Raw genomic sequence first — 26704 nt, 5'->3', positions numbered from 1 at the left:
TTGAAGCAGTGGTGACGACTCCCCGCCCACATTGGGCGAGGGTTTCTGGCGTTTTTTTGCCAACTCACTCTAATCGAGGATTATTCTAGCCGAGCAAATGCTGCCACCAGCCATTTAATACCTTCACCATTAAAGGCGATTTGTAATCGGCAATGTTCACCGCTGCCTTCAATATTGATAATGGTGCCATCACCAAATTTGGGGTGTTTCACACGTTGCCCTAGCGAATAGCCACTATCATTGCTGATAATTGGCGTCCCTAAACGGCTATGATTAACAGGGCGGGAAACCGTGGCGCGTAAACGCACCTCTTCAACACACTCTTTCGGTAACTCACCAATAAAACGAGAAGGACGATGACTGACTTCTTTTCCATATAAACGGCGGTTTTCAGCGTAAGTGAGTGTTAACTTTTTCATTGCTCGAGTGACACCAACATAAGCCAAGCGACGCTCTTCTTCCAAACGCCCACCTTCATCTAGCGACATTTGACTTGGGAACATGCCTTCTTCTACGCCCACAATAAAGACTTGTGAAAATTCTAGCCCTTTAGCCGAGTGAAGTGTCATTAACTGTACGGCATCTTGATATGCATCAGCTTGGCTTTCGCCTGATTCTAATGCGGCATGTGAAAGGAATGCTTGCAGTGGCATTAAGTCTTCATCTTCATCTTGATAACTAAATTGGCGAGTCGCAGTGACCAGCTCTTCTAAGTTTTCAATACGAGCTTGTGCTTTTTCACCTTTTTCTTGCTCATACATCGCTTTCAAACCTGAATCACGAATAATTCGGTCTGTTTGTACATGTAATGGCATATCTGCCGTTTCAGAAGCGAGTGTTTCAATCAGTTCTAGGAATCGTTGAATTGCAGCGGTTGCTCGTCCTGCAAGCATTTTATGTTCAATAACCTGCAATGCACTTTCCCATAAGGTAATTTGATTCTCTCTTGCCACTTGGCGAACAATATCTAAGGTTCTATCACCAATGCCTCGTGTCGGTGTATTCACAACACGCTCAAAAGAAGCATCATCATGACGATTAGCTGTTAATCGCATATAAGAAAGTGCATCTTTGATTTCTTGGCGTTCGAAGAATCGTTGACCACCATAAATACGGTATGGCATTGCAGCTTGTAATAACGCCTCTTCCATCACACGAGATTGCGCATTACTACGATACAAAATGGCACAATCTGTCAGCGCACCGCCTTCTTCTTGCCAGCGCTTAATGCGACCGACTACATAACGCGCTTCATCCAGATCATTAAAAGCACAATAAAGCGAAATAGGCTCCCCTTCGGCACCTTCAGTCCACAGATTTTTACCTAATCTGTCACTGTTATTGGCAATTAACGCATTCGCCGCTTTTAGGATATTACTTGTCGAACGATAGTTTTGTTCTAATCGAATGGTTTCTGCACCAGGAAATTCATTTAAGAAATTTTGAATATTCTCAACTTGCGCACCACGCCAACCATAGATGGATTGGTCATCATCCCCCACAATCATCACTTTACCAGATTGACCCGCCAACATTCTTATCCACGCATATTGAATGCGGTTAGTATCTTGGAACTCATCCACTAAAATATTGGTAAAGCGATTTTGGTAGTGCTCCAAAATTTGTGGTTTATTTAACCAAAGTTCATGAGCGCGCAATAAAAGCTCTGCAAAATCCACAAGCCCTGCGCGATCGCAGGCTTCTTGATATGCTTGGTATACTTTTAACCATGTAGTTTCAACTGGATTGCCATAGGTTTGAATATGCTGAGGACGTAAGCCTTCATCTTTTTTACCGTTGATATACCACATGCCTTGACGTGCGGGCCACTGTTTATCATCAAGGTTCATTGACTTAACAATACGGCGAATAAGGCGATATTGATCATCACTGTCAATAATTTGGAAGTCTTGTGGCAAATTTGCATCAAGATAGTGTGCGCGTAATAAACGATGAGCAAGGCTATGGAAAGTGCCAATCCACATACCGCCTTGGCTTGTACCAATTAAGTCTTCAATACGATGACGCATTTCTGCGGCAGCTTTATTGGTAAACGTCACTGCCATAATTGAAAAAGGAGAAGCTTGTTCAACAGATAATAACCAAGCGATACGATGTACCAGCACCCGTGTTTTACCACTGCCTGCGCCAGCTAACACCAGCATATTAATACGAGGTGCGGCTACAGCTTCGCGCTGTTTATCGTTAAGACCTTCTAGCAGATATGAGACGTCCATAATTACCAATCATTTAGTGAAGAAAATACTGTGGATATATACAGAAATAGAGAGTAAGCAACAAACTAACAGGAATTTACGCGCTATGCAAAATAAAGCCTTTTTTAGCCTCGTTTATCTGTGCCATTCTTACCGAATATCACATTAAACCAATTCTATCAGTTTGCTTAAATCTGTAATTTCAATATGTGGCATTACTCTGGTTTCACCTTCTTCAAACAAACTACGATTATCAAGGTTAATCCAGCACGCTTGTAATCCACTATTAACGGCACCTTCGACATCGGTTACAAGGTGATCACCCACATGTAAAATTTTCTCATGTGGAAGATTTAACAGTGAAGAGGCTTTATCAAACATATCAGGATAAGGCTTAGAGCGACCATCAGGGCCAGCTTTTAAAATATGTGAAAAATACTGCCCTAAACCACAACTTAATGGGTTTGCATTACCATTTGTGATCGCAATTAATGGGATTTTTTGCGCCAATTCAGTGAGAACTTGATGGGTATTTTTAGGCACATTAATGTGGCTACGCCAATAAGCAAAGTGCGCCATAATTTCATCAGCACCTTGCTGTGCTTTGGCTTCACTGTAGCCGTAATCTAACAACATATTTCTAGCCGCAAGCCAACGCCATTGTGTAATATCATGAAAAATATCAGGATTGCTTTCTAGCAGTGGCTTTTTATAGGCATTCACATCTTTTTCTGTGAAATGATTAAAACGCAGATCATATTGACGAATAAAATCCAGCGTCTCTTTTTCAGTTTTGTCCATCACTGGCACATTGTCATACAGCGTGTCATCTAAATCAAAAGTCATCGCTGCAATTGGCGTCAGAGTTCTGTAAAAGCGCATTATGATTTTTCTCTCTTAGCTCTCGGATGAGCAGCATCATAGACTTTCGCTAAATGCTGAAAATCTAAGTGGGTATAAACTTGAGTAGTCGATAAATTAGCGTGCCCTAATAACTCTTGTACAGCACGTAAATCACCACTGGATTCTAATAAATGTGTGGCAAACGAGTGACGTAATTTATGAGGATTCACATGGCTACTTAGTCCTTGTTTAATCCCCCAAAGTTCAAACCGTTTTTGTACACTGCGCACGGATAAACGCTTACCGCTTTGGGTTGAGATAAAGACAGCTTTATCCTCAGGTGCATATAGCTCGCGCATCGGAAACCAATTTTGTAGCCACTCTAGCGCTTTTCTTCCCAGCGGGACTTTTCGCTCTTTACTTCCTTTACCTACAACACGAACTTCACCTTCATTCATGTCGATGTCGCTAATATTTAAGTTAGTCAATTCTGATAGACGTAATCCCGCACCATACATCACTTCCAGCATGGTTCTATCTCTAACAGAGAGCGGATCTTTTAAGTCGATATTCATCAATTGGCTAACTTCATCGACATCCATATTTTTAGGAAGATGACGACCCGATTTCGGTGTGCGAATGCCTTTTGCTGGATTAACCTCTAACATTCCTTGTGCCACTTGCCAATCAAGAAAGCTACGTAACGCCGAAAAGCGCAAAGCAAGGCTAGTCGGTTGTAACCCACTACGATGACTTTTCGCCAATAACATGCGTACATGTTGGCTTTCAAGCGATATCCATTGTGTGATTTTCATCGCCACCATCATTTGCGCTAATGTAATCAGTTGGCGATGGTAATTTTCTACTGTGACAGGGCTTAATCGGCGCTCAACTTGAATATAACGCAGGAATTGTTCAATAGCGGTAGAGAGTGTTTCTGGAATATCTATTGGTTGATTCATTGCCTTGCGATCCAACGAAGTAACAATTCTGGTAAAATATGGGCAAGCTTATCCAGCATTACTGTACCCATCCCTTCCTGAAAATGTTGGTTATCTCGGCTATTAAAAATAATCACGCCCAAATCACCATAATGCCCTAACAATGAAAGCGCTACGGAGCCAGAGCGTCGTACATTAGGCATCAATAGCATTATCTCTTGCCCATTTAATGTACCTAAATAGTGGTTATCATCACCCATACGTTGAATACGGAAATGTTCAAATGCTTGGCGAGATAATGGGAGATCTTGTGCATCTAAAGGTGGCTGTAATTGCCAACGATCGGTAAATAGGCGTAATTGAACTGAATAAAGCCCTAATCCCTTAGCCCAAAGGTTTAAACGTTCTAGCATTTCGTGAAGAGAAGCACTGTTGGATAGTTCAGAAATTAATAATAAGAGTTGGCTAAACAGTGCTTCATTTTCAGAGGCTTGTTCTATCAACAAACGCATATCTTCTTCAAGATAATGGATGCGGTTACGTTGGCGTGACATTATCCATTCGACTAAAGAAACAGTTCCTCTGACCGGATGAGGAACTTGCATTTGCTCAATATAGCTTGCATTACGGATAAAAAAACCAGGATGTTCCCTGAGGTAATGGATCACTTGTTGATCATTAAGTTCGTTGGTTTCAGGGCAACAGAACTGCTCATTTTTATCCGTCATACAGATAGCCTCTCAAAAAATAATATTATAGCTGAATGATCCCATCATAAATATGTGTCGCAGGCCCAGTCATATAAAGAGAGTTACCCTCTCCTTTCCATTCAATTAGCAATGATCCACCCGGTAAATTGACTTTCACACGTTTATCTAATAAACCTTGTGAAATACCAATTGCGACAGCTGCACAAGCCCCGCTACCACAGGCATTTGTTTCACCAGCACCACGTTCGAATACCCGCAAATGAAGGTTACTTCTGTCTACGATTTGCATAAAACCAATATTAGCACGTTCAGGAAAACGTTCATGTTGCTCTAACACCGGTCCTAACAACTCAACTTCTGCTGTTTTAATGTCTTCAACCTGAATAACGCAATGTGGATTTCCCATTGAAACTACACCACATAATACAGTGCGTTCCATTGCCCTGATAATATAGGTCTTTTCTGCCTTTTGCGCACGGAAAGGAACCTTTTGAGGTTCAAATTCAGGCTCGCCCATATTGACGCACACATCGTCATTATCCATAACATGCAAGGTCATTCTGCCAGATTGCGTACTGACTTTTATCTCTCTTTTGTTTGTAAGACCTTTTAATCTCACAAATCGAGCAAAGCAACGAGCACCATTACCACACTGTGCAACCTCACTTCCATCAGCATTAAAAATGCGATAATGGAAATCGAGTTCAGGATCATAAGGTGCTTCAACCACCAATAATTGATCAAATCCAACACCAGTATGGCGATTCGCTAATCGACATATTAATTCTGGTGAGAAATAAACATTTTGAGTCACAGCATCGACCACCATAAAGTCGTTGCCAAGACCATGCATTTTTGAAAATTGCATCTTGCCCCTGCCTGAAACGAAATTACCGTTTCTAAGATTGACTAATTGGTCTGAGTTGAGTCGCTCTCAACTTGCTGGGTTGGCTGGGATGACTGTGTCATTTTTGCCTGAGTATCTTCAGGAGGGAAATAAAGCGGGCCTTTCAAGCCACAACCAGAAAGAGAAATCAGTGTTATTATAGCAAGAGTGCAACGTAAATACGTTTTCATTCGAAATCTGCCTGTCATTTATTTGGTTAATATCCTCTATAATCGCAGTTAGATCTCGAAAAGCAAATAGGAAATGAAGATGAACGACAGTGAATTTCACCAATTAGCTGACGAACTCTTGTCAGAAATAGAACAAACTATTGATAATTATGAAGGTGACGCAGATATTGATTGTGAAATCAATGGCGGTGTAATGACATTAACCTTTGAAAATAATAGCAAAATTATTATTAATCGCCAGGAAGCATTTCATCAAGTTTGGTTAGCGACACGCTCTGGTGGCTATCACTTTGATTGGAAAGATGAACAATGGATTTGTGATAGAAGTGGCGGTGAATTTTTAACCATGCTAGCACAAGCAATAACAGAACAAAGTGGGGAAGCTTTTTCTTTCTAAGAAGCACGGTTAATAACAATAATGGGAGCTATCAAAGCTCCCATTTATATTTATTGTCTGGTACTTAATTAAGAGTGTTGCACCGCTTTATAATCTGTAAATCCGTGGGCAACAGCATTCATTTCAGGTTGCGTTTCTTTACTACCCAGATCGGATAATTTACCAAAGGATCCACCTGCAAAAGGTAACACTTGCGTTGATCCTTCCACTTTCACAATTTGATAAAACTGTGGCAGATTAAAATTAATAAAGCTGGAGCCGTACGTGAATCGGTCATGGGATGAAGAGTAGAAACGGCTAACATCTTTCACCAACTCTTCTTTACTCCCTTCACAATGGGAATAGATTTCAACGCGATTTGCTTCATCTAAGATATAGATATTAAAGACATTATTATCTTCTGTGGTTTCAAAGAAGAATTGAATAATCCCTTCACAAGCAAAACCATCGATCACCGCAGGTAAATAGCGGGCGTCCTTATCTAATTTAACGGGCAATCCATGAAGCTTGTTATATGAAATCGCCCCATAAAATTCGATAGCATTTTCTAATTTTTGTACCGACACATTGAGGCGTTCAAAGAACAATCCCCACGTTTGTCCGGCAATGCGTAACGCTTTAAAACGCCCCGGCTCTAAACGATTTGTTGATAATCGTAATTCAATACATTCTGAAACTAACTGCTGAACACGAGTACGAATTAAACCGCGCAAATGTTGGCTATAACAAAATACTTCAACAGAGGCTGGTGGAGCGGCATCTTGGTGCATTTTGCCTAATATCGTTTTTAACGATTCCAACATAGATTGTGTACCACTGAAATGAAGGGTTCTAACTTCATTCCAAGAATTACGATACAACAAATCAATGCTACCAATAAGACACTGCTCTTTTTCACCAAAACTAAAGACATCGAGCTTTCTAAAATCAAAGTGAACCACTTGATCAGAAAAACTCTCTGTTGGATCGGTTTCTAAATTGACAATAATCGCGAGATGTCTAATTTCACAAGGGCTATACAGTGCTTTCGGGGTTGGTGCAGGTAGACGAATTGGGAAATGGCTCGACATATCCCTAACTAATTCATGCAGTTTAATTTCATCACAAGAGGATTCTCCTTGATGAATATAAACTCGAGACTCTTTTGTTAACAGCCCATTAAAGTAAGACCATGCCACTAATTTATTTAAATAGCGGTTATATTCTAATGGTTGATGTCCAACGATATTTTCAAAATCAGGGGCGCGATTATATAAATACCAGCCGCTACGATTTGCTCGACCTTGTGGTACATAAATAAAGGTTAAATGTGACTCTGATAAATCAGGTGAGATTTGTGGATTAACCAGTGTGACTTTACCGGGTAATGCTTCAAACGCCGCGTAAAGTTTACGTGTTAGAACACCAATATCTTGCGGGCTTGCACTGACACTTAAATTATTACGACGCGCAAAACGGATAAGATTACGATAGCTTTGCATCATCGTATCTAATAACTCATTGTGTGCATCACGCACACGCTCGATTTTCCAACTATCACGCGTATCGAGTACTGTTAAGCGCTCATTATCCCATTGCCATTGAGTAACCAATTGCGATAAGACTTGTCGTCTCCAACCTTCAGGTTCGTTTTGTGTTTTTTCGTTAGATAATTTTTCACACACTTTCAGGTAGAAACAGCGACGGATAAGATCAAGGCGGGTTAAATCATTAATAGAAACCAAATAACGAGTGACGCGCTCCAGCATCATACAATAAGCATCTAAACCGTAATTAACGATTTCGCCACGATGTAGATGTTGCTTCATTTCTAATGCCAGCAACTTCCCATTAGGGTAGTCCGCTGAATAGGCTTCTAATAAAATACTTTTTAGTACGGCTTTATAAGGTGAATCGACACTTTTATAGAGTTGCCATAAACTTGCGCCAAAGTACTCTTCAGCAGAAAGTTCACCTAATCCCCCGAGATCTAGCCACTCATTTGGCGTTAATACACCTTGAGCATAAAGAGAGTTAACATACTCGTCATAATGATGTTCTTCTTCAACAGGCACCATCGCCCATAACAAGCGCTTACCTGCTAGGCGTACCGCTGTACGATAAAATTCATCAAGTAAAAGAATATGTTGGGTAGAACCGCAATCTTCTCCACCTAAGCTACCACTTGCATGGTGACGAAATCTATTTTCATCAATTAGGAAAAACGTAACATCAATACCTAACTCGCCTGCCCATTGTTCAATCAATTGGCATTTGCGTTGTAAAAGCGCACGTTCATCTTGATCCAGCCATGATTGATGGCAGACCCAAATATCAATATCAGAGCAGTGACTTTGACCAATAGAAGAAGTACTCCCCATTGAATAGATGCCAGTAATTGGCAACTCTCCATTGGCGTATCCATCCATCGGATCATCACATAATGCGTTAACCAGCTTATTCGCCCATTGACGTTGCATGTCATCAGGTTCAAAGAAACATGTGCCGTGAGGAACATTTCCTTGTAAGTAGCCGGGCAACTCAGGATGGTGGTAATGCAATAAAACAGGAATTAAACCATAGACCTGTTTAAAAACATCACACATCGATGCAAATGCTCGTTCCAGTCTGAGTTGATTAATCGCATCCAGCCGTTGCTTCAGTGTTTCAATATAAAGATACAAGAGTTTCGCCTGAACAATACTAAGAAGATAGTAGAATCTGAGTTTATAAGTGACCAAGGTTGAGTTAGGTAATATTAATAGATAAAACTTTACTAACAAAATCTCGGAAACGTGATCAATTTAACACCTTGAGCGCAAGGCGTAAAGAGGAACTCAAAATATAGCACCAAGATCTAAAAATGGTATTTAAGCGCTTAATCGTGTAAAGCCATCAAATAAATATCTTTATAATCATAAGGATAAATCATTTTATTTACAGAAAAAATGATGGAAAAAATTTCTCAATCCTCCCTTTACCCCACAAAAACCCCTGTTTACTTAATGATGAAACTGAAAATAAATTCTGATAAAACATAAAAAACAGATAAAAAAGCAAAAGTAAAAACAACTGATTGATAATCATGAGTTATTTCTTCTTTTTGATTATTTTTTTATTTTTACACTTAAAATAAGAGTTTTATTTTTAATGTTGCGATAATAATATTTAAAATAATATTCAATCTTTATTAATTATTTATTTAATTTAAGGCTAAATTCTTTTCTTTATTTTTATTATTTCTCTTTCTTTTATTTAATAATAACTTTGTTAAAATTTATCGTGTTTTTATATATTAGAAAATAATAAGAAAGGTAAGTAAATTTAAAATAATAGTTGTTTTATCAATACGTTCAGATTAAACATAATATTTATTTCACTTCTCGCGCATCAGATGTTAATAAAATTAACGTGATGTTTTAATTTTGTAAATAACCACACTTTTTATATAGATATAAAAAGAATAAAATTCTGAAAATAACTAAACCCGATAGTATCTATTAATAAATTGCTTATTTTTTATTTCCTCTTTCTTTTTTTCTTTTTCGATAATGACCTCATTTCTTTCATTGTTATTATGACGCAAAGCGCCTTAACTGGAAAATGAAGCCTTAAAGTGTTAAAACAATGCCTTATTTCTAAACAAAAATATCGCTAATCGCTCGGAAGAGATAATACTATTATGTCAAAAAGTACCATCCGTATTGCTACCCGCCAAAGCCCTCTTGCTATGTGGCAGGCACTTTATGTGAAAGAACAACTACAACTTGCTCATCCAGGTTTAGTCGTCGAATTAGTACCGATGGTCACTAAAGGTGACATCATTTTAGATACACCTTTAGCTAAAGTAGGTGGCAAAGGGCTATTTGTAAAAGAGTTAGAACTTGCTCTACTTGAATCACGCGCAGATATTGCCGTTCACTCTATGAAAGATGTTCCTATTGAGTTCCCTGAAGGTTTAGGGTTAGTGACTATCTGTGAACGCGAAGATCCTCGTGATGCCTTTGTCTCTAATCATTATGATTCTTTAGCAGAACTTCCTGCGGGTAGTATTGTAGGCACATCCAGTTTACGCCGCCAATGCCAATTAAAAGCACAGCGCCCAGATCTCATTATTCGTGATTTACGGGGTAATGTTGGTACTCGCTTAGGGAAATTAGATAATGGTGATTATGATGCCATTATTCTTGCCGTTGCTGGCTTAAAGCGCCTAGGTCTTAACGAACGTATTCGCACACCATTATCTGCTGAGCAATCTTTACCCGCGGTTGGGCAAGGTGCGGTGGGAATTGAATGTCGCTTAGATGACAATCAAACTCGCCAGCTATTAGATGCTCTCAATCACTCACGCACCGCAATTTGCGTTAAAGCAGAGCGTGCAATGAATACTCGTCTTGAAGGCGGTTGCCAAGTTCCGATTGGAAGCTATGCCATTTGGCAAGATGACAAAATTTGGTTACGTGCTTTAGTCGGTTCTCCTGATGGAGAAACTATTTTACGTGGCGAACGTTTAGTTACGCCAGAAAATGCTGAAACCGCGGGTATCTCATTGGCTGAAGAACTTTTAGATAAAGGTGCACGAGCTATTTTAACGGCAGTGTATCAAGGCAACACACCGGCATGAGTATTTTAGTTACTCGCCCTAACCCTGCTGGAAAGGCATTAACCCAACGTTTAATTGAGGCGGGGAAAACAGCCTTTCAAGCACCTTTGATAGAGATCACCGCAGGTCGTGAACTCTCTTTATTAGATGCTAAACTAAAAGGATTAAGGGCGGGTGATTGTGTATTTTTACTTTCTAAAAATGCGGTGTCATACGCAAACTGGCAGCTAAATCAATTACAACAATCATGGCCAGATACGCTATCCTATTATGGAATAGGTCAAGGCACAGCGAAAGATTTCCAACATGTAAGCAGTCTTACAATTTGCTACCCTGAGCAAGGAGAAACCAGTGAAGATCTTCTTGACCTTCCTGAACTTAATCAGGTGAAAAACAAGCAAATATTACTGCTTAGAGGTAACGGTGGTCGTGACTTACTCGCAACAACATTGAGTCAACGAGGCGCAATTGTTGATGAATGCGAATGTTACCAACGCCTATTTATTCATTATTCTCCTGAAGACTTTGCGCTTCAATGGGAAAAAGCACAGGTTGATACGCTTGTTGTCACTAGCGGTGAAATGTTACAACAACTCTTTGATCTGGTTGCTGAATCTAAAAAAGCATGGCTGTTAAACTGCCATTTAATTGTGGTCAGTGAACGATTAGCAACAATAGCAAAAACATTAGGGTGGAAAACTGTCACCGTTGCTGAAAGTGCCAATAATGATGCTTTATTTCATGCATTAATATAGAACCTAAATGAGACGCCGATATGACGGAACAGAAAAATACAAATGATAATGACTTGCCAAAAGATGCAGCCAAAGCTGATGAGAATGTCCGCTATCAGGAAGTCAAACCTGTTAATAACAAGCGCTCAGGTCTAATTGGAAGTGCTGTTGCTATCCTTGTTATTTTGGCAATTGGTGGTAGCCTTTACTATTACACCAATCAACAAGCATCAAAGCTGGGTGTAGAAAATCAATCGCTCAAATCTGAGCTTGCCCAATTACAACAACTCCAAAATACCTATCAACAGCGCTTTGACAATATTGATAGTATGTTTAACTCTCAAAAACAAACTATCGATAAATTACAAAACGAACGCCAAACAACAGAGCGCCAAATTCAAGATCTACAAACACGCTTTGCCGCTATTTCGAGTGCAGACGTCAAAAGTTGGCTATTAGCACAAGCTGATTTTATGGTAAAAATGGCAGGTCGTAAGTTATGGAATGATCAAGATGTTGTGACCGCTGTGAGTCTACTAAAAGGTGCTGATAGTAGCTTAGCGGAAATGAACGATCCGAGTTTACTTGAGATCCGTCGTGCGATTAATGAAGATATCAGCAATTTAGCGGCGCTCACCAAGATTGATAATGATGGCATCATTTTACAATTAAACCAGTTAGCAAATCAGATTGATAATCTCCGTTTAGCTGATCTTGAGCGTAATGGCTCCCCAATGGATAAGAACGATGAAACCATTTCAGGTTCACTTTCTGATTGGAAAGAGAATCTAAGTAAAAGCTGGAAAAGCTTTATGGATGATTTTATTACCATTCGTCGCCGTGATACCGCCGCTGCTCCTTTATTAGCACCGAATCAAGATATCTATTTACGTGAGAATATCCGCTCACGTTTATTAATTGCTTCTCAAGCCATACCTCGTCATCAAACTGAAACTTATCAGCAATCACTGGAAGCGGTATCTACTTGGGTACGTGCTTATTTTGATACCTCTGATCCAAGTACAACCGCATTTTTAGATACTGTTTCTGAATTAGAGAAACAACCTATTACGCTTGCAATGCCATCAGAGTTGAAGAGCCAGACACTACTAGAAAAACGTGTAGAAAAACAAATCCGCAATTTACTGGCACAGAATGAGTATACAGAGCCACAAGCTGTTGAAGCCCAAGATGCCCAAGCCGTAGGAGCTGAAAGCGTACAAGATGCTGCAGCTGAAAGCATAACTGTTGATACACCAGCAACACAACAAGGAGAATAAGCTTATGTTAAAAATACTGCTCCTTTTTGTGGTGCTTATTGCAGGTATTATTTTTGGTCCACTATTGGCAGGCCATCAAGGTTATGTACTGATACAAACTGATGATTGGGATATTGAAACCAGTGTAACCAGCCTTGTTATTATGTTTGTTTTACTACAATTAGCATTGTTACTAATTGGTTGGAGTTATCGCCGTTTTATTGGTACAGGCTCTAAAGCATATAGTTGGTTTTCTTTCCGTAAACGTAATCGTGCGCGCAAACAAACCGGCATGGCATTAATGAAATTAGCGGAAGGTGATTTTAAAGAAGTAGAAAAACTCATGAGCCGTAATGCAGATTATGCAGAACAGCCTGTTGTAAACTACCTGTTAGCCGCTGAAGCCGCACAACAACGTGGTGATGAATTCCGAGTTCAGCAACACCTTGAACGTGCAGCGGAGCTTGCCGATACCAATCAGCTTCCTGTTGATATCACCCGAGTGCGTATTTTATTAGCACAAAACGAAAATCATGCGGCGCGTACTGGGGTTGATGAGTTATTAAACCAAGCACCACGCCATCCAGAAGTATTACGTCTTGCAGAAGTCGCTTATACACGAACCGCAGCTTGGCAAGCACTGCTTGATATCATTCCTTCCATGCAAAAAATTGCATTACACTCGGATGATGAACTAGCGCAATTACGCCAAAAAGCCTATATCGGTATTATGGGACAGAAGATGTCCGAAAATGGCTGTGATGGACTGAAAAATTGGTGGAAAGCACAACCGCGTAAAGTCCATCACGATAATGCATTGCGTGTCGTTTTGGCTGAACACCTTATTGAGTGCAACGATCCTGATACCGCTCAAACGATCATCTTAGACGGTATTAAACGCCAATATGATGAGCGCTTGATCTTGCTATTGCCTCGTTTAAAAAATACAGATGCCAATGTTATTATGAAAGTGCTTAATACATTAATTAAACAACATGGGCCAACGCCATTACTCAATAGCACATTAGGTCAGATAGCAATGCAACAAGGACAATGGGCTAAAGCTGAAGAAGCATTTCGTAATGCGTTAAAACAACGTCCTGATGTTCATGACTTTGCGTGGCTTGCTGATGCATTAGATAAACAGAAAAAATCTGAAGAATCGGCGAAAGTGCGTAAAGATGCTTTATTAATGACACTGAAAAAAGACTCTGTCATTTTTGAAGAGCCTAAAAAAAAGTAAATAAACACATTCGATAAGAACGTGATCGTAAATCGTTTAATCAACTGATCTAAAAACCCTCTTATTGAGGGTTTTTTTATGTGATTTAAAAGCCTCGTTGAAATAACAACACCACTTCTACACATAGCGTCAAAAACACATACACCCAAGCGATACGATAAAAGCGAATGGGTATTTCCTTCTCATTTTCTTGCTTAAATGCCAAATAATGTTTTCTCGCTTGATAAAACACGACGATATAAATCAGTGCGATCCCCTGACAAAGAAAAGCCACATATTTAGCCCATGATTTGCCTCCAATAATAAGCATGATAAGAGGGATCAAAAAAAATAATAATGGGCCAAACTTCTCTATAAGAAAGAGTTTTTCTTGTGCAAGATATGCTTTTTGTTTATTTATCATATTGATGCTATCTCCAATCTACTCTTGCGCTGGATAATAGCGTGATAATGCCGTGAATACAAAACGGAGGTGTGATTGATAGATAAAAAAACGCCCGTATAAAACTATACAGGCGTATAAATATACAATCAGGTCTACAGACGGATGGTGCCTCACTCAACGTTTCGTCCTGTTGATGATGAATGATGTTCATCGTTAACGTGGACGTAGGCACCGAATAATCGGCTCTGCATCATTCCTAGGTTTATGAAGTCATATGCTGTCATAAGGAGTGGAATGAGCATCTACAATATACATGTTGCATTTAGCGTGCCAATTTTTCATTTTTTATGAAAAAAATCACCTCTCGCTAAAAAGCATAAGATAACTTATTGAAATTTGGTTTTCCTTTCTGGCTTTACTCATTTTCAATGATAAAGAAGCTATGGTTTGTGCTTTCACCACGCTATTGCTAAATAGAAAAGAAAATATAGGGTCTGTTATACGTCTCTTTTTCACGACAAGAAAAATACACCAACCATTTAATCATGTAAAATCAATAAATTAGATGTCTCCTATTGGAGACATTAAAAATAGCGAGTGTTGGCATTTACCGACAAATAAAATAAAAGACTTATATTTCATATAGATAAAGTTAGTTATTTTACGTACTTAACTCATCTTTTTATGAAGATTAAAATTCGGCAATAAATTAAATTATTAATAACCCTTAAGTGACAAGGATGGCATTTCCGTTAAAAACATCATTTTGGTTTTCTTATCTGGAACATATAACAAGAAATAAAAAGCATGGATAAGGGTAATGAATTGTAGAAGTAGAAGTAGAAGTAGAAGTAGAAATGGTATAGCCGTTTTTAAAAACGGTAAATCGTAGATACGAAAAAGCCTCGATATAATCGAGGCTTTTTCTTATTGGTCGGCGAGAGAGGATTCGAACCTCCGACCCACTGGTCCCAAACCAGTTGCGCTACCAGGCTGCGCTACTCGCCGTCTGTATCACTGCTCTTATCTTGTTTATTGGTGCGAAGGGGGGGACTTGAACCCCCACGTCCGTTAGAACACTAACACCTGAAGCTAGCGCGTCTACCAATTCCGCCACCCTCGCATAAACAATAACTAAGATAAGATGGGGTGGCTAATGGGACTCGAACCCACGACAACTGGAATCACAATCCAGGGCTCTACCAACTGAGCTATAGCCACCATAACAGCTATCTTATTACTTCTCACAACTACGTTCTTCACCGTAACTCTTAGCACGCTTTAATGGCGCGCCCGACAGGATTCGAACCTGAGACCTCTGCCTCCGGAGGGCAGCGCTCTATCCAGCTGAGCTACGGGCGCTTCACGCCGTTGCGGGAGAGGATAGTACGGATTTACGCTCTGTCTGTCTAGTGCTTTTTGAAAAAAAAAGTTTGTTTGACGATAGTTTGTGCATTTCGTCGATAAATGGAGCGTTTTTACACGCTAAACGCCCCATCAGTATAATAATTAAACAAGTAAGATGCTAGGTAAAAGCATGAATAAATCATTTAATCAGCCTCACCTAACAAAAAAAGGCGCTATTGCTATTACTTTACTATTACAATTTATTGGAATAGTAATACCCAACGAATTTTAACAGCTTAAATTGACGCTTAATTCGACTTGGTTGTGATAACAAACGATATAACCACTCTAGTCCAAGATTTTGCCATGCTTTCGGTGCTCTTTTAACATGGCCTGTGAATACGTCATACGTTCCACCAACACCCATGTATAAAGCATCAGGATAAATTTCACGGCAGGCACGAATAAATAACTCTTGCTTAGGTGATCCCATGGCAATAGTCACTATCTTCGCACCAGAGGCCTTTATACGCTCAAATAACGCCTCTCTATCTTGTGGTGTGAAGTAACCGTTCTGGCTACCCACAATATTTACGTTCCACTGTGCTTTTAGTTTATCTTCGGTTTGAGAAAGAATTTCAGGCTTACCGCCAACAAGAAAGACAGGAGTTCCCTCTTTACCTGCCCTTTCCATTAATGCTTCCCATAGATCAGCACCTGCAATACGAGAAACATTTGCATCAGGATATTTACGACGAATACCTCGCACCACACTAATACCATCTGCATAAAGATAATCAGCTTCATTGAGTAGCTCGTTGAGTGCTGAGTCTGTTTCTGCTGTGAGAATTTTTTCTGCGTTAATGGCAATCAAAGAGCCACTTTTTATTTGTGCTCCTTCATAGAGATAATCCAGAAAATGAGCCATATCGCGAAATCCCCAGATATTATGTCCGCGGATTGAATACTTCGGAATTGAATTGGGTCCCATTACTTTTCCTTTTTCTCTAAACGAGGTTCACTTTGTAGTTGGCGAGTCACGTAATGACGCACTAATCCCGCACTTTCAAATAACCAATAAAGCAGTTTTGCGGCCACTAAACATAAACCAAAAATTAAACAGAAGAACACAACACGAGAGACGAACGAATCAACACCCTCTCGTGCTAAAACAATCATATTAAAAATAGCCCCAAAGCAGAAAGCTTGTAAGATAGCGGACTTATAGCGATTGCTCTCACTTAGCCCCTGCTGATATAGCCAATCAAACCATTTAATAATCAACCCGACTACGATAGCGCCTAATGGGATAAAGGCAACGCCACCCATCACAACCAACGAGCCAATTAAGGTCGGTGAAATAGCAAGACCCGCATGGTAATTAAGCACTTCCCACGTAAAGTAATTTGCTGAATTCAGCACAACATCAGGGCGTTCAGGCCAAACCCAAGAAGGAATAAAGACATAAAAATCACGAATTATCGGTGCAAGCCCTTGGAACTCAATCTTGTCATAATTATTAAGTAACAAAGCTAGATTTTCCCAAGGAGAGAACGTATCGCGAGTAAGGTACAAGAAAGTATAGAATGCCTCGGCACCACTCACATCAAGACCATAGCGTTTTAATGCCAACCAGAACATTCCAACGATACTCATCACCCCTGCAGCAACCAGCATCCACAAGGTTATCCAACCACGAACAATGCCGATAAACAAAAACAGTGCGAATGCGATGATAATATTAGCGCGAGTTCCACCCACGATAATGTAAGTTAAGATCCCAAAACCCACCGTCGCACAAAGGAAGAAAATCCAGCGTTGTTGAGTGGGTTTTAAGAAATAAACCACCAGCATGGCGGGAATAAAGAAATAGAAAAAGCGCTTAAGCGCAACACCCGAGACTTGGCTGGAGAAAATCTGGCTATACGTTTTGAGCTTAAAGAGTAAAAAGCCATTTTGTAGAAAGAAAATACCCACGGTCACAAACGCAATTAATGCCAATAAGATCCACGTAAGATTAGTTTCTACCCTATTCATGGTAAATAACGACCTAGAAGGACCGCTAGACGGTTTTCTCAGCCTAACCTTATAAGTAACATAATAAATGGCATAGAAGCTGGTAGAGGCTAATAACGCGTATAATAATGAATCAACGGGTACAACTGCGACATCAAATTGGAATACCAACATACACGTCAGTGGAAAACCAAAATAAAATGTCAGCAAATAGAGCATGGAGAAAAAAACATTAAAATTAAAACGAACCCGACGAAACTCTTGATAAGTCAGCAATAAAATAAAACTTAAAGAGATAAAATAAACGAGTGCTAAGCCACCCAGTTCCGCCAATGTCATTGCGGCTCTCCTGTACTCATCTCAATTAGCTCTTTCCAGCCATCCGTAAAATTAGGTGCAAAGAAGGCAATATTTTGGCGGTCAAGCATCAGCAATTGACGTTTAGCCTCTTCAATAAGCGCAACATCTAATTTATCACCCGAGAAAAAAACAGGAACATTTTGCTCAGTTAAGTCCTGCCAAAATGGGTTTTGACGGCTAATAACAAAAGGGATCGCAAATTGGATCAGCAAACAAAGTGTACCGATACCTTGCTGACGATGAAAAATGAAATAGCCTAAATCGCATGTTTTCAATAACGTAAGATAATCATCAAATGCCAATTTATCACGTAATATTTCAACCTGATTATATGGAAGCAACTGGCTAGCAGCTTGGGCTACTTCATCAATATAAACGTGATTATTTTCAGGATATCCCATTGGAATAATCACTTTTGCGCGTGTTCCATATTGCTCTGCAATCGCCTGTAAAGCCTCAATATGACGGTTAGATTTATCCCCTGAATTCCCCACAATAATGGTGAGTTGCTTTTCATCAATAGGCGCTTTTTCTGTCACCGTCAGCGCAGGATCCATTCTTGTTGGAAAATAGAGCAAACTCGCTGGAATATTAACGTTAAATTGCGCGAAGTAATTCAGATCACCCCGTGTACCGAATACTCTCCCCACACGCTTTTGAGCAAGTTTACGCAGAAGGTAAAAGAGTCTAAATTTTAGCTGTTTAGAATCCTGATATAAATCAGCACCCCAAATATGCCACCAAAATTGATGACGTTTAATCTTGCCAGTCAATAATGCTAACCAAATAGGCGCATTAAACTGACCTAAAAAAAGAAATCGCTGGTGAGTATCGGCTTTTGCTAATGTAACCACTCTCTGTGCAACCTGCTTTTTATCAGCTAAACACTCAATATCTAAAGCTGGGTAGCTTTCTTGCAGTGAAGTATTTTTACTGGCAACGATAAAACGAGGTTTATACGTTAACCCCGCCTCAGTCACGAGGTGGTCGTTAAAAAACCGTAACATTGTGTTGTTATGATGCACAATGTCTGAACCTAGTATGTAAATCAAAGTTGTCATTTGCGCCTGCAATAAATCACGAAAACAGAACTACAGAGAAGGAAGTAAATAATATACGTTGCCATATAGGCTTGAGCTGCACCCAGTGCGCCATGCTCAGGAATAAGCCAACGCGAAAATAGCGTTAATAAGGCAAACTGGCTTACTTCTGTAAGGATATAAAAACGTAGTGCTGCTTTTGCAATGACAAGATAGCCAAAGACATAAGCGCCTACTTTTAAAACATCACCGACAAGTTGCCATGCAAATAAATCACGCATAGCGACAAATTTATCTGAAAACAGTAACCAAATCGCAAAATCACGTAATAACCACACCATAAAACTCGCAGCAGCTACCACAGGTAATACAAATTTCAGTGACTTAACGATCTCTTTGGTAATATCACTCTTTTGTGTGAGTCGGGAGAGTGTTGGCAATAAATAAACGGAGAAAGATGCGGTAATAAATTGCAAATAAGCATCTGAAATACTGGTCACCCCTTGCCAAATTCCCACGTCTTCCCAGCTATAACGCTCAGCCAGTAAGTTTCGCATCATGATATAAGCGACAGGTAATGTAATCGATGTCAGTATTGCCATAATGGTAAACTTACCAAGATGACTTGCTATCGCCTTATCCCAATGAGGCTTAAGCTCATTTAACGCGAAGCGTTTACGCTTTATTACTAAAAATGTAGCAGGAAATAAAATAAGTGCAGGTACTAATGCTAGTCCAATTAATGCACCGTGATACCCCGCAAATAAATAGCATAAATAATAAGCAACAACGCCAATAATACTACCCGCAATCACCGATAAGGCATTACCAGCCGCATCACGATAACCTTTTAATATGGCAAGAAAATAGTTGCTATATGCTATTCCCATTTGAATAAAAGCAACGGCTCTTACAATATCCTGATATTGATGATAATCATCACCAAATAACACTTGGCTAATGGGGGCAGAAAAAAGAAGAAATAAAATAGCTAATAATGAGGAAAACAGCAAAATCATGGATGATGACGTACCCAACACTTTTTTGCGTTGAATACCATCATCTTGATATTGCGCGATTAATTTCGTCACACCATTAAAAATACCCGCACCAGACAAGACGCCTAGTACGGTGATTAATTGACGAAAGTTACCCGCTAACCCGACCCCTGTTGGGCCAAAAGAGACAGCAAGTAACTTAACGACAAGCAGACCAGCCCCAATTTTTATCAGGGTTGATCCGGCTGTCCAAATTGATGCTTTGGCTAATGACATAATTAAGCAAAAAAGTCGCGAATATGACCAATAACAGTCTGTTGCTCTTCTTCTGTCATGTTGTAGAACATAGGCAAACGCACTAAACGCTCACTTTCTCGTGTTGTGAAAATATCTTCACCGTCAAAGCGACCAAACTTCATACCTGCGGGGCTGGTATGTAATGACACATAGTGGAATACCGTTAAGACACCATGCTCTTTCATATAATCATTAAACGCGGTACGTTGCTCGATATCTTTCAGTTTGATATAGAACATATGCGCATTGTGTTCTAACCCTTCAGGAACGATTGGAAGCGCCAATAAGCCTTTTTCCGCTAATGGAGTCAATGCATCATAATAAATCTGCCAAAATGCTAAACGACGCTCATTAATTTTTTCAGCTTCTTCAAGTTGCGCCCACAGATAAGCTGCTTGTAAGTCTGACATTAAGTAGCTAGAACCAATATCACGCCAAGTATATTTATCTACCTGCCCACGGAAAAATTGGCTACGATTAGTGCCTTTTTCACGGATAACTTCTGCGCGATTGATTAAATCAGGATCGTTAATTAACGTTGCACCACCCTCACCACCTGATGAGTAGTTTTTAGTTTCATGGAAGCTATAGCAACCAATATGACCAATCGTGCCAAGCGCTTTGCCCTTGTAAGTTGACATGACACCTTGTGCAGCATCTTCAATCACGAATAGATTATGTCTTTTCGCAATCGCCATAATGGTATCCATTTCACACGCAACTCCCGCATAATGAACAGGCACTATCGCGCGCGTTTTATTTGTGATTGCTGCTTCTATTTTTGTTTCATCAAGATTCATAGTATCTGGACGAATATCAACGAAAACAATCGTTGCGCCACGTAATACAAACGCATTAGAGGTCGAAACAAAGGTAAAACTAGGCATGATGACTTCATCGCCAGGCTTGATATCTAATAAGATGGCAGCCATTTCAAGCGATGCTGTACAAGAAGGCGTTAACAGCGTTTTATGACAATGAAATTGTTCTTCTAACCACTTTTCACATTTCTTTGTGAAATTGCCATCACCACAGAGCTTGCCACTTTCCATAGCCTGTTTCATATATTCTAATTCTGTGCCGACAACCGGTGGTTTATTAAACGGAATCATATTATCCCCTGTATAACCAATAAGTGGTGCTCTCTATTAAGCCTCCACTGTGTGTGTATAAACGCGAAGCTGCAATATTGCTGATCTGTGTTGCAACATATAAGGTTGAAATACCTTGTTGTTGACACCAAAACTTCGCGGCCGACATCAGTTGTTTACCAATGCCTTGTCCTATTCTGTTGGGCATTACTGCGAGTAATCCCACTCTTGCTTCATTTTCAGATAGCTGGCGTAAAGTAACGAAACCACTTACATTATTTTCCGCATCATAAGTCAGTAAGCAGATATCATCGAACGTACCTAGCACCGCTTTTTTAGCCCATAATGCATAGAAACGACTACTATCGCCTTCTTGATACCAAGGCGCTCTAAAACGACTTTGTACAAAAACTTCTGAGGCCGTTGTCATCAATAAGTCGATATCATCTTCATTGGCTTTTCTAAAACAGTATTCCGTCGCTTTCTTACAAGCATTTTCTGTGCCAATTGAAAGTTTAAAATCAATTTCACCTTCCGCAAATTGAAAACCTAATTGGCTGAGTTTATCGATGAGCGAAAGCTCATGAGATGCGACTTTAGCTTGAACCACATCAAAAGTATCAAGCTGTTCGTCTGTTAACGCGGGCGCTTGCGTATCAAACTCAAGACGCCCTGTTTTGAGGGAGAAATACTCGCTTTCCCACTCAAGATAATTAATATTGGCGAGGACGGACATGTAATAAATCCAGTAGATAGCGGCCATAACCTGTTTTAGACAGTGATTTTGCGCTTTCTCTTACTTGGTCATCACTGAGCCAACCATTGCGCCAAGCAATCTCTTCAAGACACGCCACTTTAAATCCTTGGCGTTTTTCAACAGTTTGAACAAAGGTACTGGCTTCAATTAAACTATCGTGAGTGCCGGTATCTAACCACGCAAAACCACGTCCCAGTAATTCAACGTTAAGCTCCCCACATTCAAGATACATCTGATTAATCGACGTAATTTCTAATTCTCCACGAATCGAAGGTTTGACGCGCTTGGCAAAATCAACCACTCGGTTATCGTAGAAATAAAGCCCTGTTACCGCCCAATTAGATTTAGGTTGCTCTGGTTTTTCTTCAATCGATAACACTTTAAAATCATCGTCAAATTCAACGACACCAAATCGCTCAGGGTCCATCACTTGATAACCAAACACAGTTGCACCACGTTCACGTTGTGCAACTTGTTTCAGTTTTGGACTAAACCCTTGACCAAAATAGATATTATCGCCTAAAACTAAACAGCAATGGTCATCACCAATAAATTCCTCACCCAAAATAAAGGCTTGCGCTAAGCCATCAGGAGATGGCTGAATTTTATATTGAAGACGAATACCAAATACAGAACCATCACCTAATAAGCGCTGAAATGAGGTCATATCATCGGGTGTTGTGATGATCAAAATATCTCGAATACCAGCAAGCATCAGAACTGAAAGCGGATAATAGATCATGGGCTTATCATAGATAGGCAATAACTGCTTCGATACCCCTTTGGTTATCGGATGCAGTCGTGTGCCAGAGCCACCCGCTAAAATAATACCTTTCATCATTTATCCTTCTTTACTTAATCAGTTCCCAAGCCCTAAACGTTCACCGGCATAAGAGCCATCTAGCACACGTTTCCACCAAGTTTCGTTATTTAAATACCACAAAACCGTTTTACGAATGCCAGATTCAAATGTCTCTTCTGGTTTCCAGCCTAATTCAGCTTCAATTTTTGCCGCATCAATCGCATAGCGCAGGTCATGACCAGGTCTGTCTTTCACATAAGTAATGAGATCGACATATTGAGCAACACCTTCCGGTTTTGCTGGATATAACTCTTCTAATAGCGCACAAATCGTTTTAACAACATCAATATTACGACGCTCATTATGACCACCAATATTGTAGGTTTTACCCGGTGTTGCCGTTGTTGCGACTAAATAGAGCGCACGAGCATGATCTTCAACATAGAGCCAATCACGGATCTGTTCACCTTTACCATAAACAGGTAATGGTTTTCCTGAAATCGCATTTAAGATAATTAATGGGATTAGTTTTTCAGGAAAATGATAAGGACCATAGTTATTTGAACAATTGGTTATTACGGTGGGTAAACCATAAGTCCGTAACCAAGCGCGAACTAAATGGTCGCTTGACGCTTTAGAAGCAGAATATGGGCTACTTGGCGCATAAGGTGTGGTTTCAGTGAAGAAATCGTCTGTACCTTCTAAATCGCCATACACTTCATCTGTTGAGATATGGTGAAAACGAAATGCCGTTTTCTTTTCTTCAGGTAAAACTTGCCAAAAATGGCGAGCGGCTTCCAATAAGGTGTAAGTCCCCACAATATTGGTTTCAATAAATGCAGCTGGACCATCAATAGAGCGGTCAACATGGCTTTCTGCCGCTAAGTGCATAACAACATCTGGCTGATATTGAGCAAATAAGCGATCAAGCTCCGCTCTATCACAGATATCGACTTGCTCAAAGGCATAGCGTTCACTGTCTGCCACTGTTGCTAATGACTCTAAATTACCGGCATAAGTCAGTTTATCCACCACAACAACGCTGTCATTGGTGTTTTCAATAATATGTCGAACAACAGCAGAGCCGATAAAACCGGCTCCACCTGTAACTAGAATGCGTTTCAACGCCATACTCCTTTAGTATCAACAATCCATTTTTGAGTCACTTTACTACCAGGGATCGCCTTAAATTGTTGGTGATCAACTAACATTAAGACAATATCAGCGTCTTTCAGTGCTTGTTCTGTTGACACTAACTCTGTGATCCCTTTCAGTTTTGTTGGTAGCTCATGAATATTCGGCTCCACAGCTAATGTCGTACCACTGTGCCAATCAGCGACTTGTTTCGTGATATTCATTGCTGGGCTTTCACGTAAGTCATCAATATTAGGCTTAAAGGCTAAACCAAAGCAGGCAATCTTAATTTCGTTTGCTCGTTTACCTGTTTCAGTAAGGCAATCTGCAACAGCGGCTTTCACTTGATCGATAACCCACACAGGTTTGCCATCATTGACTAAACGCGCAGTGTGAATTAAACGGGATTGTTTTGGATTTTGTGACACGATAAACCAAGGGTCAACAGCGATACAGTGTCCGCCAACGCCTGGGCCTGGTTGTAAGATATTGACGCGAGGATGGCGATTCGCCAAGCTAATTAGCTCCCACACATTAATATCTTGGTCAGCGCAGATCAGTGATAATTCATTAGCAAACGCAATATTAACATCACGGAAACTATTTTCAGTCAGCTTACACATTTCCGCAGTACGTGCATTAGTGATAACACATTCACCTTCAAGGAAAATCTTGTATAACTCACTTGCACGCTCTGAGGATTTACGGTTCATACCACCTACAACACGGTCATTGCGGATAAGTTCAATCATCACTTGACCCGGTAATACGCGCTCAGGGCAGTAAGCAACATCGATATCAGCATCTTCACCTTGTTGATGAGGGAATGTTAAGTCTGGACGAGCTTCTGATAACCACTCTGCCATTTTTTCAGTAGAGCCAACTGGTGAAGTTGATTCTAGAATAATAAGATCACCTTTCTTCAGTACAGGTGCGATAGAGCGAGCTGCTGCTTCAACATAAGCCAAATCAGGCTCATGCTCACCTTTAAATGGTGTAGGTACAGCAATAAGGTAAGCATCTGCTGGCTGTGGCGTGGTATAGGCTTTTAAATGACCTTCTTCAACTGCTTGTTTAACGACTTTATCAAGATCAGGCTCAACAATGTGAATTTGACCTTTATTAATCGTATCAACTGCATGCTGATTAACATCAACACCGATGACGCTTTTTTTACGAGAGGCAAAAGCTGCCGCTGTAGGTAAACCAATGTAGCCGAGGCCGATAACAGAAATAGTTTCAAAACTCATAATGTCACCTGATTTTTTTTCAATGCTTCAAGAATACGTTGGCAGGCATGACCATCACCATAAGGATTTGTTGCCTTACTCATTTGGTGATACGCGTTTTCGTCTGTCAATAAAGAGGTTACTTCGCTAACAATACGTTTAGTATCTGTTCCGACTAAACGAACAGAACCCGCTTCAACAGCTTCTGGGCGTTCTGTTGTGTCTCGCATTACAAGAACAGGCTTACCTAATGAAGGCGCTTCTTCTTGAATTCCACCAGAGTCGGTCAAAATAAGGTAAGCATGGTTCATTAAATAAACGAATGGGAGATAATCTTGTGGCTGTATTAGCTTAATATTATCAATACCATGAAGGATCCGTTGAACAGGCTCACTCACATTAGGATTTAAGTGAACAGGATAAACAACTTCTACATCAGGGTGTGCTAATGCAATTTCAGCTAAAGCTTGGCAGATACGTTCAAAACCTCCACCAAAGCTTTCTCGACGATGTCCTGTTACCAAGATCATTTTCTTATCAGGCTGAATAAATGGGTAGTTTACAGCAAGCTCGTTTAAGAGTGTTTGATTGCCCATCACTCTGTCACTTACCCAAAACAACGCATCAATTACCGTATTTCCCGTGACAAAAATATTTTTATCCGCAACCGCTTCTCGTACCAAATTTAATTTTGCAGTTTCTGTTGGTGCGAAATGATACATTGCAAGATGACCTGCAATAGTACGGTTTGCCTCTTCGGGCCAAGGGGAGTAAAGATTGCCAGTACGCAGCCCAGCTTCCACATGACCAACAGGAATTCGTTGATAAAATGCGGCTAAACTTGCTGCCATAGTCGTTGTTGTATCACCATGTACCAAAACAACATCAGGTTGAAATGACGCTAATACCGGTTTTAACCCTTCTAAAATACGACAGGTAATATCCGTTAAATCTTGTCCTGGTTTCATAATATTGAGATCGTAATCTGGTTTGATCTCAAAAAGATTTAATACCTGATCAAGCATTTCTCGATGTTGGGCCGTAACACATACCTTCGCTTCAAACGAATCATCATTTGCTAAAGCGTGCACTAAAGGTGCCATTTTTATCGCTTCAGGGCGTGTGCCAAAAACAGTCAACACTTTCACAGTGGCTCTCTTTTTTTCATTGTTATATTGCTTATTTTTGGGAAAGCAATATGCCCTTATTCTCAATACATCAGGTGCCGAAACACCTGATGTCTCGT

General features: G+C 40.1%; 23 protein-coding genes and 4 tRNA genes. 5 read left to right on the top strand and 22 right to left on the bottom strand.

The annotated features are described in order from the left end of the window. Positions 1-80: 80 nt before the first annotated feature. The 6 genes from uvrD to lptM form a co-directional block, all read right to left on the bottom strand. On the bottom strand, positions 81-2237 hold the full coding sequence (uvrD, locus tag QQS39_RS01290) for a DNA helicase II (RefSeq protein ID WP_285805248.1): 2157 nt from the start codon (positions 2235-2237) through the stop codon (positions 81-83). A gap of 144 nt (positions 2238-2381) precedes the next feature. Beyond that, entirely contained in the window at positions 2382-3098 is a 717-nt protein-coding gene (yigB, locus tag QQS39_RS01285; RefSeq protein WP_151436669.1) for a 5-amino-6-(5-phospho-D-ribitylamino)uracil phosphatase YigB, read from the bottom strand. Next, the gene (gene xerC, locus QQS39_RS01280; protein WP_151436668.1) at positions 3098-4021 is read right to left on the bottom strand and encodes a tyrosine recombinase XerC; all 924 of its coding nucleotides are present in this window, start codon (positions 4019-4021) and stop codon (positions 3098-3100) included. Before xerC ends, yigB begins: the two co-directional genes overlap by 1 nt. Next, positions 4018-4728, bottom strand: a complete 711-nt coding sequence (locus tag QQS39_RS01275; protein ID WP_151436667.1) for a DUF484 domain-containing protein — start codon at positions 4726-4728, stop codon at positions 4018-4020. The genes xerC and QQS39_RS01275 overlap by 4 nt, the downstream gene beginning before the upstream one ends. A 25-nt stretch (positions 4729-4753) precedes the next feature. Next, positions 4754-5578, bottom strand: coding sequence for a diaminopimelate epimerase (gene dapF / locus QQS39_RS01270; protein WP_109372725.1), 825 nt, complete (start codon positions 5576-5578; stop codon positions 4754-4756). A gap of 41 nt (positions 5579-5619) precedes the next feature. After that, positions 5620-5787, bottom strand: coding sequence for an LPS translocon maturation chaperone LptM (gene lptM / locus QQS39_RS01265; protein WP_151436666.1), 168 nt, complete (start codon positions 5785-5787; stop codon positions 5620-5622). A gap of 79 nt (positions 5788-5866) precedes the next feature. On the opposite strand from lptM, the gene cyaY reads away from it, so the two are divergent. Next, entirely contained in the window at positions 5867-6184 is a 318-nt protein-coding gene (cyaY, locus tag QQS39_RS01260) for an iron donor protein CyaY (RefSeq protein ID WP_088494024.1), read from the top strand. A gap of 68 nt (positions 6185-6252) precedes the next feature. Here the strand turns inward: cyaY and QQS39_RS01255 are convergent, their stop codons facing one another. Then, entirely contained in the window at positions 6253-8847 is a 2595-nt protein-coding gene (locus QQS39_RS01255; protein ID WP_285805247.1) for a class I adenylate cyclase, read from the bottom strand. A 998-nt stretch (positions 8848-9845) separates the two neighbouring features. Between QQS39_RS01255 and hemC the strand changes: the two genes are divergently transcribed. From hemC to hemY, 4 genes are read left to right on the top strand one after another with little or no spacing between them, the layout of a single operon-like run. Next, positions 9846-10787, top strand: a complete 942-nt coding sequence (gene hemC, locus QQS39_RS01250) for a hydroxymethylbilane synthase (protein WP_151436664.1) — start codon at positions 9846-9848, stop codon at positions 10785-10787. Continuing rightward, positions 10784-11521 (top strand): uroporphyrinogen-III synthase, encoded by a 738-nt coding sequence (gene hemD / locus QQS39_RS01245; RefSeq protein ID WP_285805246.1) that lies wholly within the window; start codon positions 10784-10786, stop codon positions 11519-11521. Before hemC ends, hemD begins: the two co-directional genes overlap by 4 nt. Before the next feature lie 20 nt (positions 11522-11541). Further along, positions 11542-12780, top strand: a complete 1239-nt coding sequence (gene hemX, locus QQS39_RS01240) for a uroporphyrinogen-III C-methyltransferase (RefSeq protein WP_285805245.1) — start codon at positions 11542-11544, stop codon at positions 12778-12780. A 4-nt stretch (positions 12781-12784) separates the two neighbouring features. Next, entirely contained in the window at positions 12785-14002 is a 1218-nt protein-coding gene (gene hemY, locus QQS39_RS01235; RefSeq protein WP_151436661.1) for a protoheme IX biogenesis protein HemY, read from the top strand. An 85-nt stretch (positions 14003-14087) separates the two neighbouring features. Here the strand turns inward: hemY and QQS39_RS01230 are convergent, their stop codons facing one another. The 15 genes from QQS39_RS01230 to wecB all read right to left on the bottom strand — a co-directional run bounded on the left by QQS39_RS01230 (position 14088) and on the right by wecB (position 26606). Beyond that, on the bottom strand, positions 14088-14405 hold the full coding sequence (locus QQS39_RS01230; protein WP_285805244.1) for a hypothetical protein: 318 nt from the start codon (positions 14403-14405) through the stop codon (positions 14088-14090). A 913-nt stretch (positions 14406-15318) separates the two neighbouring features. After that, positions 15319-15395: transfer RNA gene (locus QQS39_RS01225), tRNA-Pro, on the bottom strand. A 28-nt stretch (positions 15396-15423) separates the two neighbouring features. Continuing rightward, positions 15424-15510 (bottom strand) — tRNA-Leu (locus tag QQS39_RS01220). A 22-nt stretch (positions 15511-15532) separates the two neighbouring features. Then, positions 15533-15608: transfer RNA gene (locus QQS39_RS01215), tRNA-His, on the bottom strand. Between the two features lie 64 nt (positions 15609-15672). Beyond that, positions 15673-15749: transfer RNA gene (locus QQS39_RS01210), tRNA-Arg, on the bottom strand. Between the two features lie 238 nt (positions 15750-15987). Further along, on the bottom strand, positions 15988-16725 hold the full coding sequence (gene wecG, locus QQS39_RS01205) for a lipopolysaccharide N-acetylmannosaminouronosyltransferase (RefSeq protein WP_088494031.1): 738 nt from the start codon (positions 16723-16725) through the stop codon (positions 15988-15990). Then, positions 16725-18089, bottom strand: coding sequence for an ECA oligosaccharide polymerase (gene wzyE, locus QQS39_RS01200; RefSeq protein ID WP_285805243.1), 1365 nt, complete (start codon positions 18087-18089; stop codon positions 16725-16727). The genes wecG and wzyE overlap by 1 nt, the downstream gene beginning before the upstream one ends. Continuing rightward, positions 18086-19171 (bottom strand): TDP-N-acetylfucosamine:lipid II N-acetylfucosaminyltransferase, encoded by a 1086-nt coding sequence (locus tag QQS39_RS01195; RefSeq protein WP_285805242.1) that lies wholly within the window; start codon positions 19169-19171, stop codon positions 18086-18088. Before QQS39_RS01195 ends, wzyE begins: the two co-directional genes overlap by 4 nt. Then, positions 19168-20424 (bottom strand): lipid III flippase WzxE, encoded by a 1257-nt coding sequence (gene wzxE / locus QQS39_RS01190; RefSeq protein ID WP_285805241.1) that lies wholly within the window; start codon positions 20422-20424, stop codon positions 19168-19170. The genes QQS39_RS01195 and wzxE overlap by 4 nt, the downstream gene beginning before the upstream one ends. A gap of 2 nt (positions 20425-20426) precedes the next feature. Continuing rightward, entirely contained in the window at positions 20427-21557 is a 1131-nt protein-coding gene (rffA, locus tag QQS39_RS01185) for a dTDP-4-amino-4,6-dideoxygalactose transaminase (RefSeq protein WP_285805240.1), read from the bottom strand. A 1-nt stretch (position 21558) separates the two neighbouring features. Next, positions 21559-22272 carry a dTDP-4-amino-4,6-dideoxy-D-galactose acyltransferase gene (gene rffC / locus QQS39_RS01180; protein ID WP_285805239.1) on the bottom strand — a complete coding sequence of 238 codons (714 nt, stop codon included), beginning with the start codon at positions 22270-22272 and terminating at the stop codon, positions 21559-21561. Next, positions 22250-23131 carry a glucose-1-phosphate thymidylyltransferase RfbA gene (rfbA, locus tag QQS39_RS01175; RefSeq protein WP_285805238.1) on the bottom strand — a complete coding sequence of 294 codons (882 nt, stop codon included), beginning with the start codon at positions 23129-23131 and terminating at the stop codon, positions 22250-22252. The genes rffC and rfbA overlap by 23 nt, the downstream gene beginning before the upstream one ends. Before the next feature lie 21 nt (positions 23132-23152). Continuing rightward, positions 23153-24220, bottom strand: a complete 1068-nt coding sequence (gene rffG / locus QQS39_RS01170) for a dTDP-glucose 4,6-dehydratase (RefSeq protein WP_151436652.1) — start codon at positions 24218-24220, stop codon at positions 23153-23155. Further along, the gene (gene wecC, locus QQS39_RS01165) at positions 24217-25479 is read right to left on the bottom strand and encodes a UDP-N-acetyl-D-mannosamine dehydrogenase (protein WP_285805237.1); all 1263 of its coding nucleotides are present in this window, start codon (positions 25477-25479) and stop codon (positions 24217-24219) included. Before wecC ends, rffG begins: the two co-directional genes overlap by 4 nt. Beyond that, the gene (gene wecB, locus QQS39_RS01160; protein WP_069369918.1) at positions 25476-26606 is read right to left on the bottom strand and encodes a non-hydrolyzing UDP-N-acetylglucosamine 2-epimerase; all 1131 of its coding nucleotides are present in this window, start codon (positions 26604-26606) and stop codon (positions 25476-25478) included. Before wecB ends, wecC begins: the two co-directional genes overlap by 4 nt. Positions 26607-26704 lie beyond the last annotated feature (98 nt).

The sequence above is a fragment of the Proteus appendicitidis genome, assembly GCF_030271835.1.
GTDB classification, from domain to species: domain Bacteria; phylum Pseudomonadota; class Gammaproteobacteria; order Enterobacterales; family Enterobacteriaceae; genus Proteus; species Proteus appendicitidis.
Note: the sequence above shows the minus strand (reverse complement) of the source record. Positions and strands in the feature narration are given on the sequence as shown.

Coding starts and splice junctions, on each gene's coding strand:
- uvrD (WP_285805248.1), bottom strand. CDS start 2,237: ATGGACGTCTCATATCTGCTAGAAGGTCTTAACGATAAACAGCGCGAA.
- yigB (WP_151436669.1), bottom strand. CDS start 3,098: ATGCGCTTTTACAGAACTCTGACGCCAATTGCAGCGATGACTTTTGAT.
- xerC (WP_151436668.1), bottom strand. CDS start 4,021: ATGAATCAACCAATAGATATTCCAGAAACACTCTCTACCGCTATTGAA.
- QQS39_RS01275 (WP_151436667.1), bottom strand. CDS start 4,728: ATGACGGATAAAAATGAGCAGTTCTGTTGCCCTGAAACCAACGAACTT.
- dapF (WP_109372725.1), bottom strand. CDS start 5,578: ATGCAATTTTCAAAAATGCATGGTCTTGGCAACGACTTTATGGTGGTC.
- lptM (WP_151436666.1), bottom strand. CDS start 5,787: ATGAAAACGTATTTACGTTGCACTCTTGCTATAATAACACTGATTTCT.
- cyaY (WP_088494024.1), top strand. CDS start 5,867: ATGAACGACAGTGAATTTCACCAATTAGCTGACGAACTCTTGTCAGAA.
- hemC (WP_151436664.1), top strand. CDS start 9,846: ATGTCAAAAAGTACCATCCGTATTGCTACCCGCCAAAGCCCTCTTGCT.
- hemD (WP_285805246.1), top strand. CDS start 10,784: ATGAGTATTTTAGTTACTCGCCCTAACCCTGCTGGAAAGGCATTAACC.
- hemX (WP_285805245.1), top strand. CDS start 11,542: ATGACGGAACAGAAAAATACAAATGATAATGACTTGCCAAAAGATGCA.
- hemY (WP_151436661.1), top strand. CDS start 12,785: ATGTTAAAAATACTGCTCCTTTTTGTGGTGCTTATTGCAGGTATTATT.
- QQS39_RS01230 (WP_285805244.1), bottom strand. CDS start 14,405: ATGATAAATAAACAAAAAGCATATCTTGCACAAGAAAAACTCTTTCTT.
- wecG (WP_088494031.1), bottom strand. CDS start 16,725: ATGGGACCCAATTCAATTCCGAAGTATTCAATCCGCGGACATAATATC.
- wzyE (WP_285805243.1), bottom strand. CDS start 18,089: ATGACATTGGCGGAACTGGGTGGCTTAGCACTCGTTTATTTTATCTCT.
- QQS39_RS01195 (WP_285805242.1), bottom strand. CDS start 19,171: ATGACAACTTTGATTTACATACTAGGTTCAGACATTGTGCATCATAAC.
- wzxE (WP_285805241.1), bottom strand. CDS start 20,424: ATGTCATTAGCCAAAGCATCAATTTGGACAGCCGGATCAACCCTGATA.
- rffA (WP_285805240.1), bottom strand. CDS start 21,557: ATGATTCCGTTTAATAAACCACCGGTTGTCGGCACAGAATTAGAATAT.
- rffC (WP_285805239.1), bottom strand. CDS start 22,272: ATGTCCGTCCTCGCCAATATTAATTATCTTGAGTGGGAAAGCGAGTAT.
- rfbA (WP_285805238.1), bottom strand. CDS start 23,131: ATGAAAGGTATTATTTTAGCGGGTGGCTCTGGCACACGACTGCATCCG.
- wecC (WP_285805237.1), bottom strand. CDS start 25,479: ATGAGTTTTGAAACTATTTCTGTTATCGGCCTCGGCTACATTGGTTTA.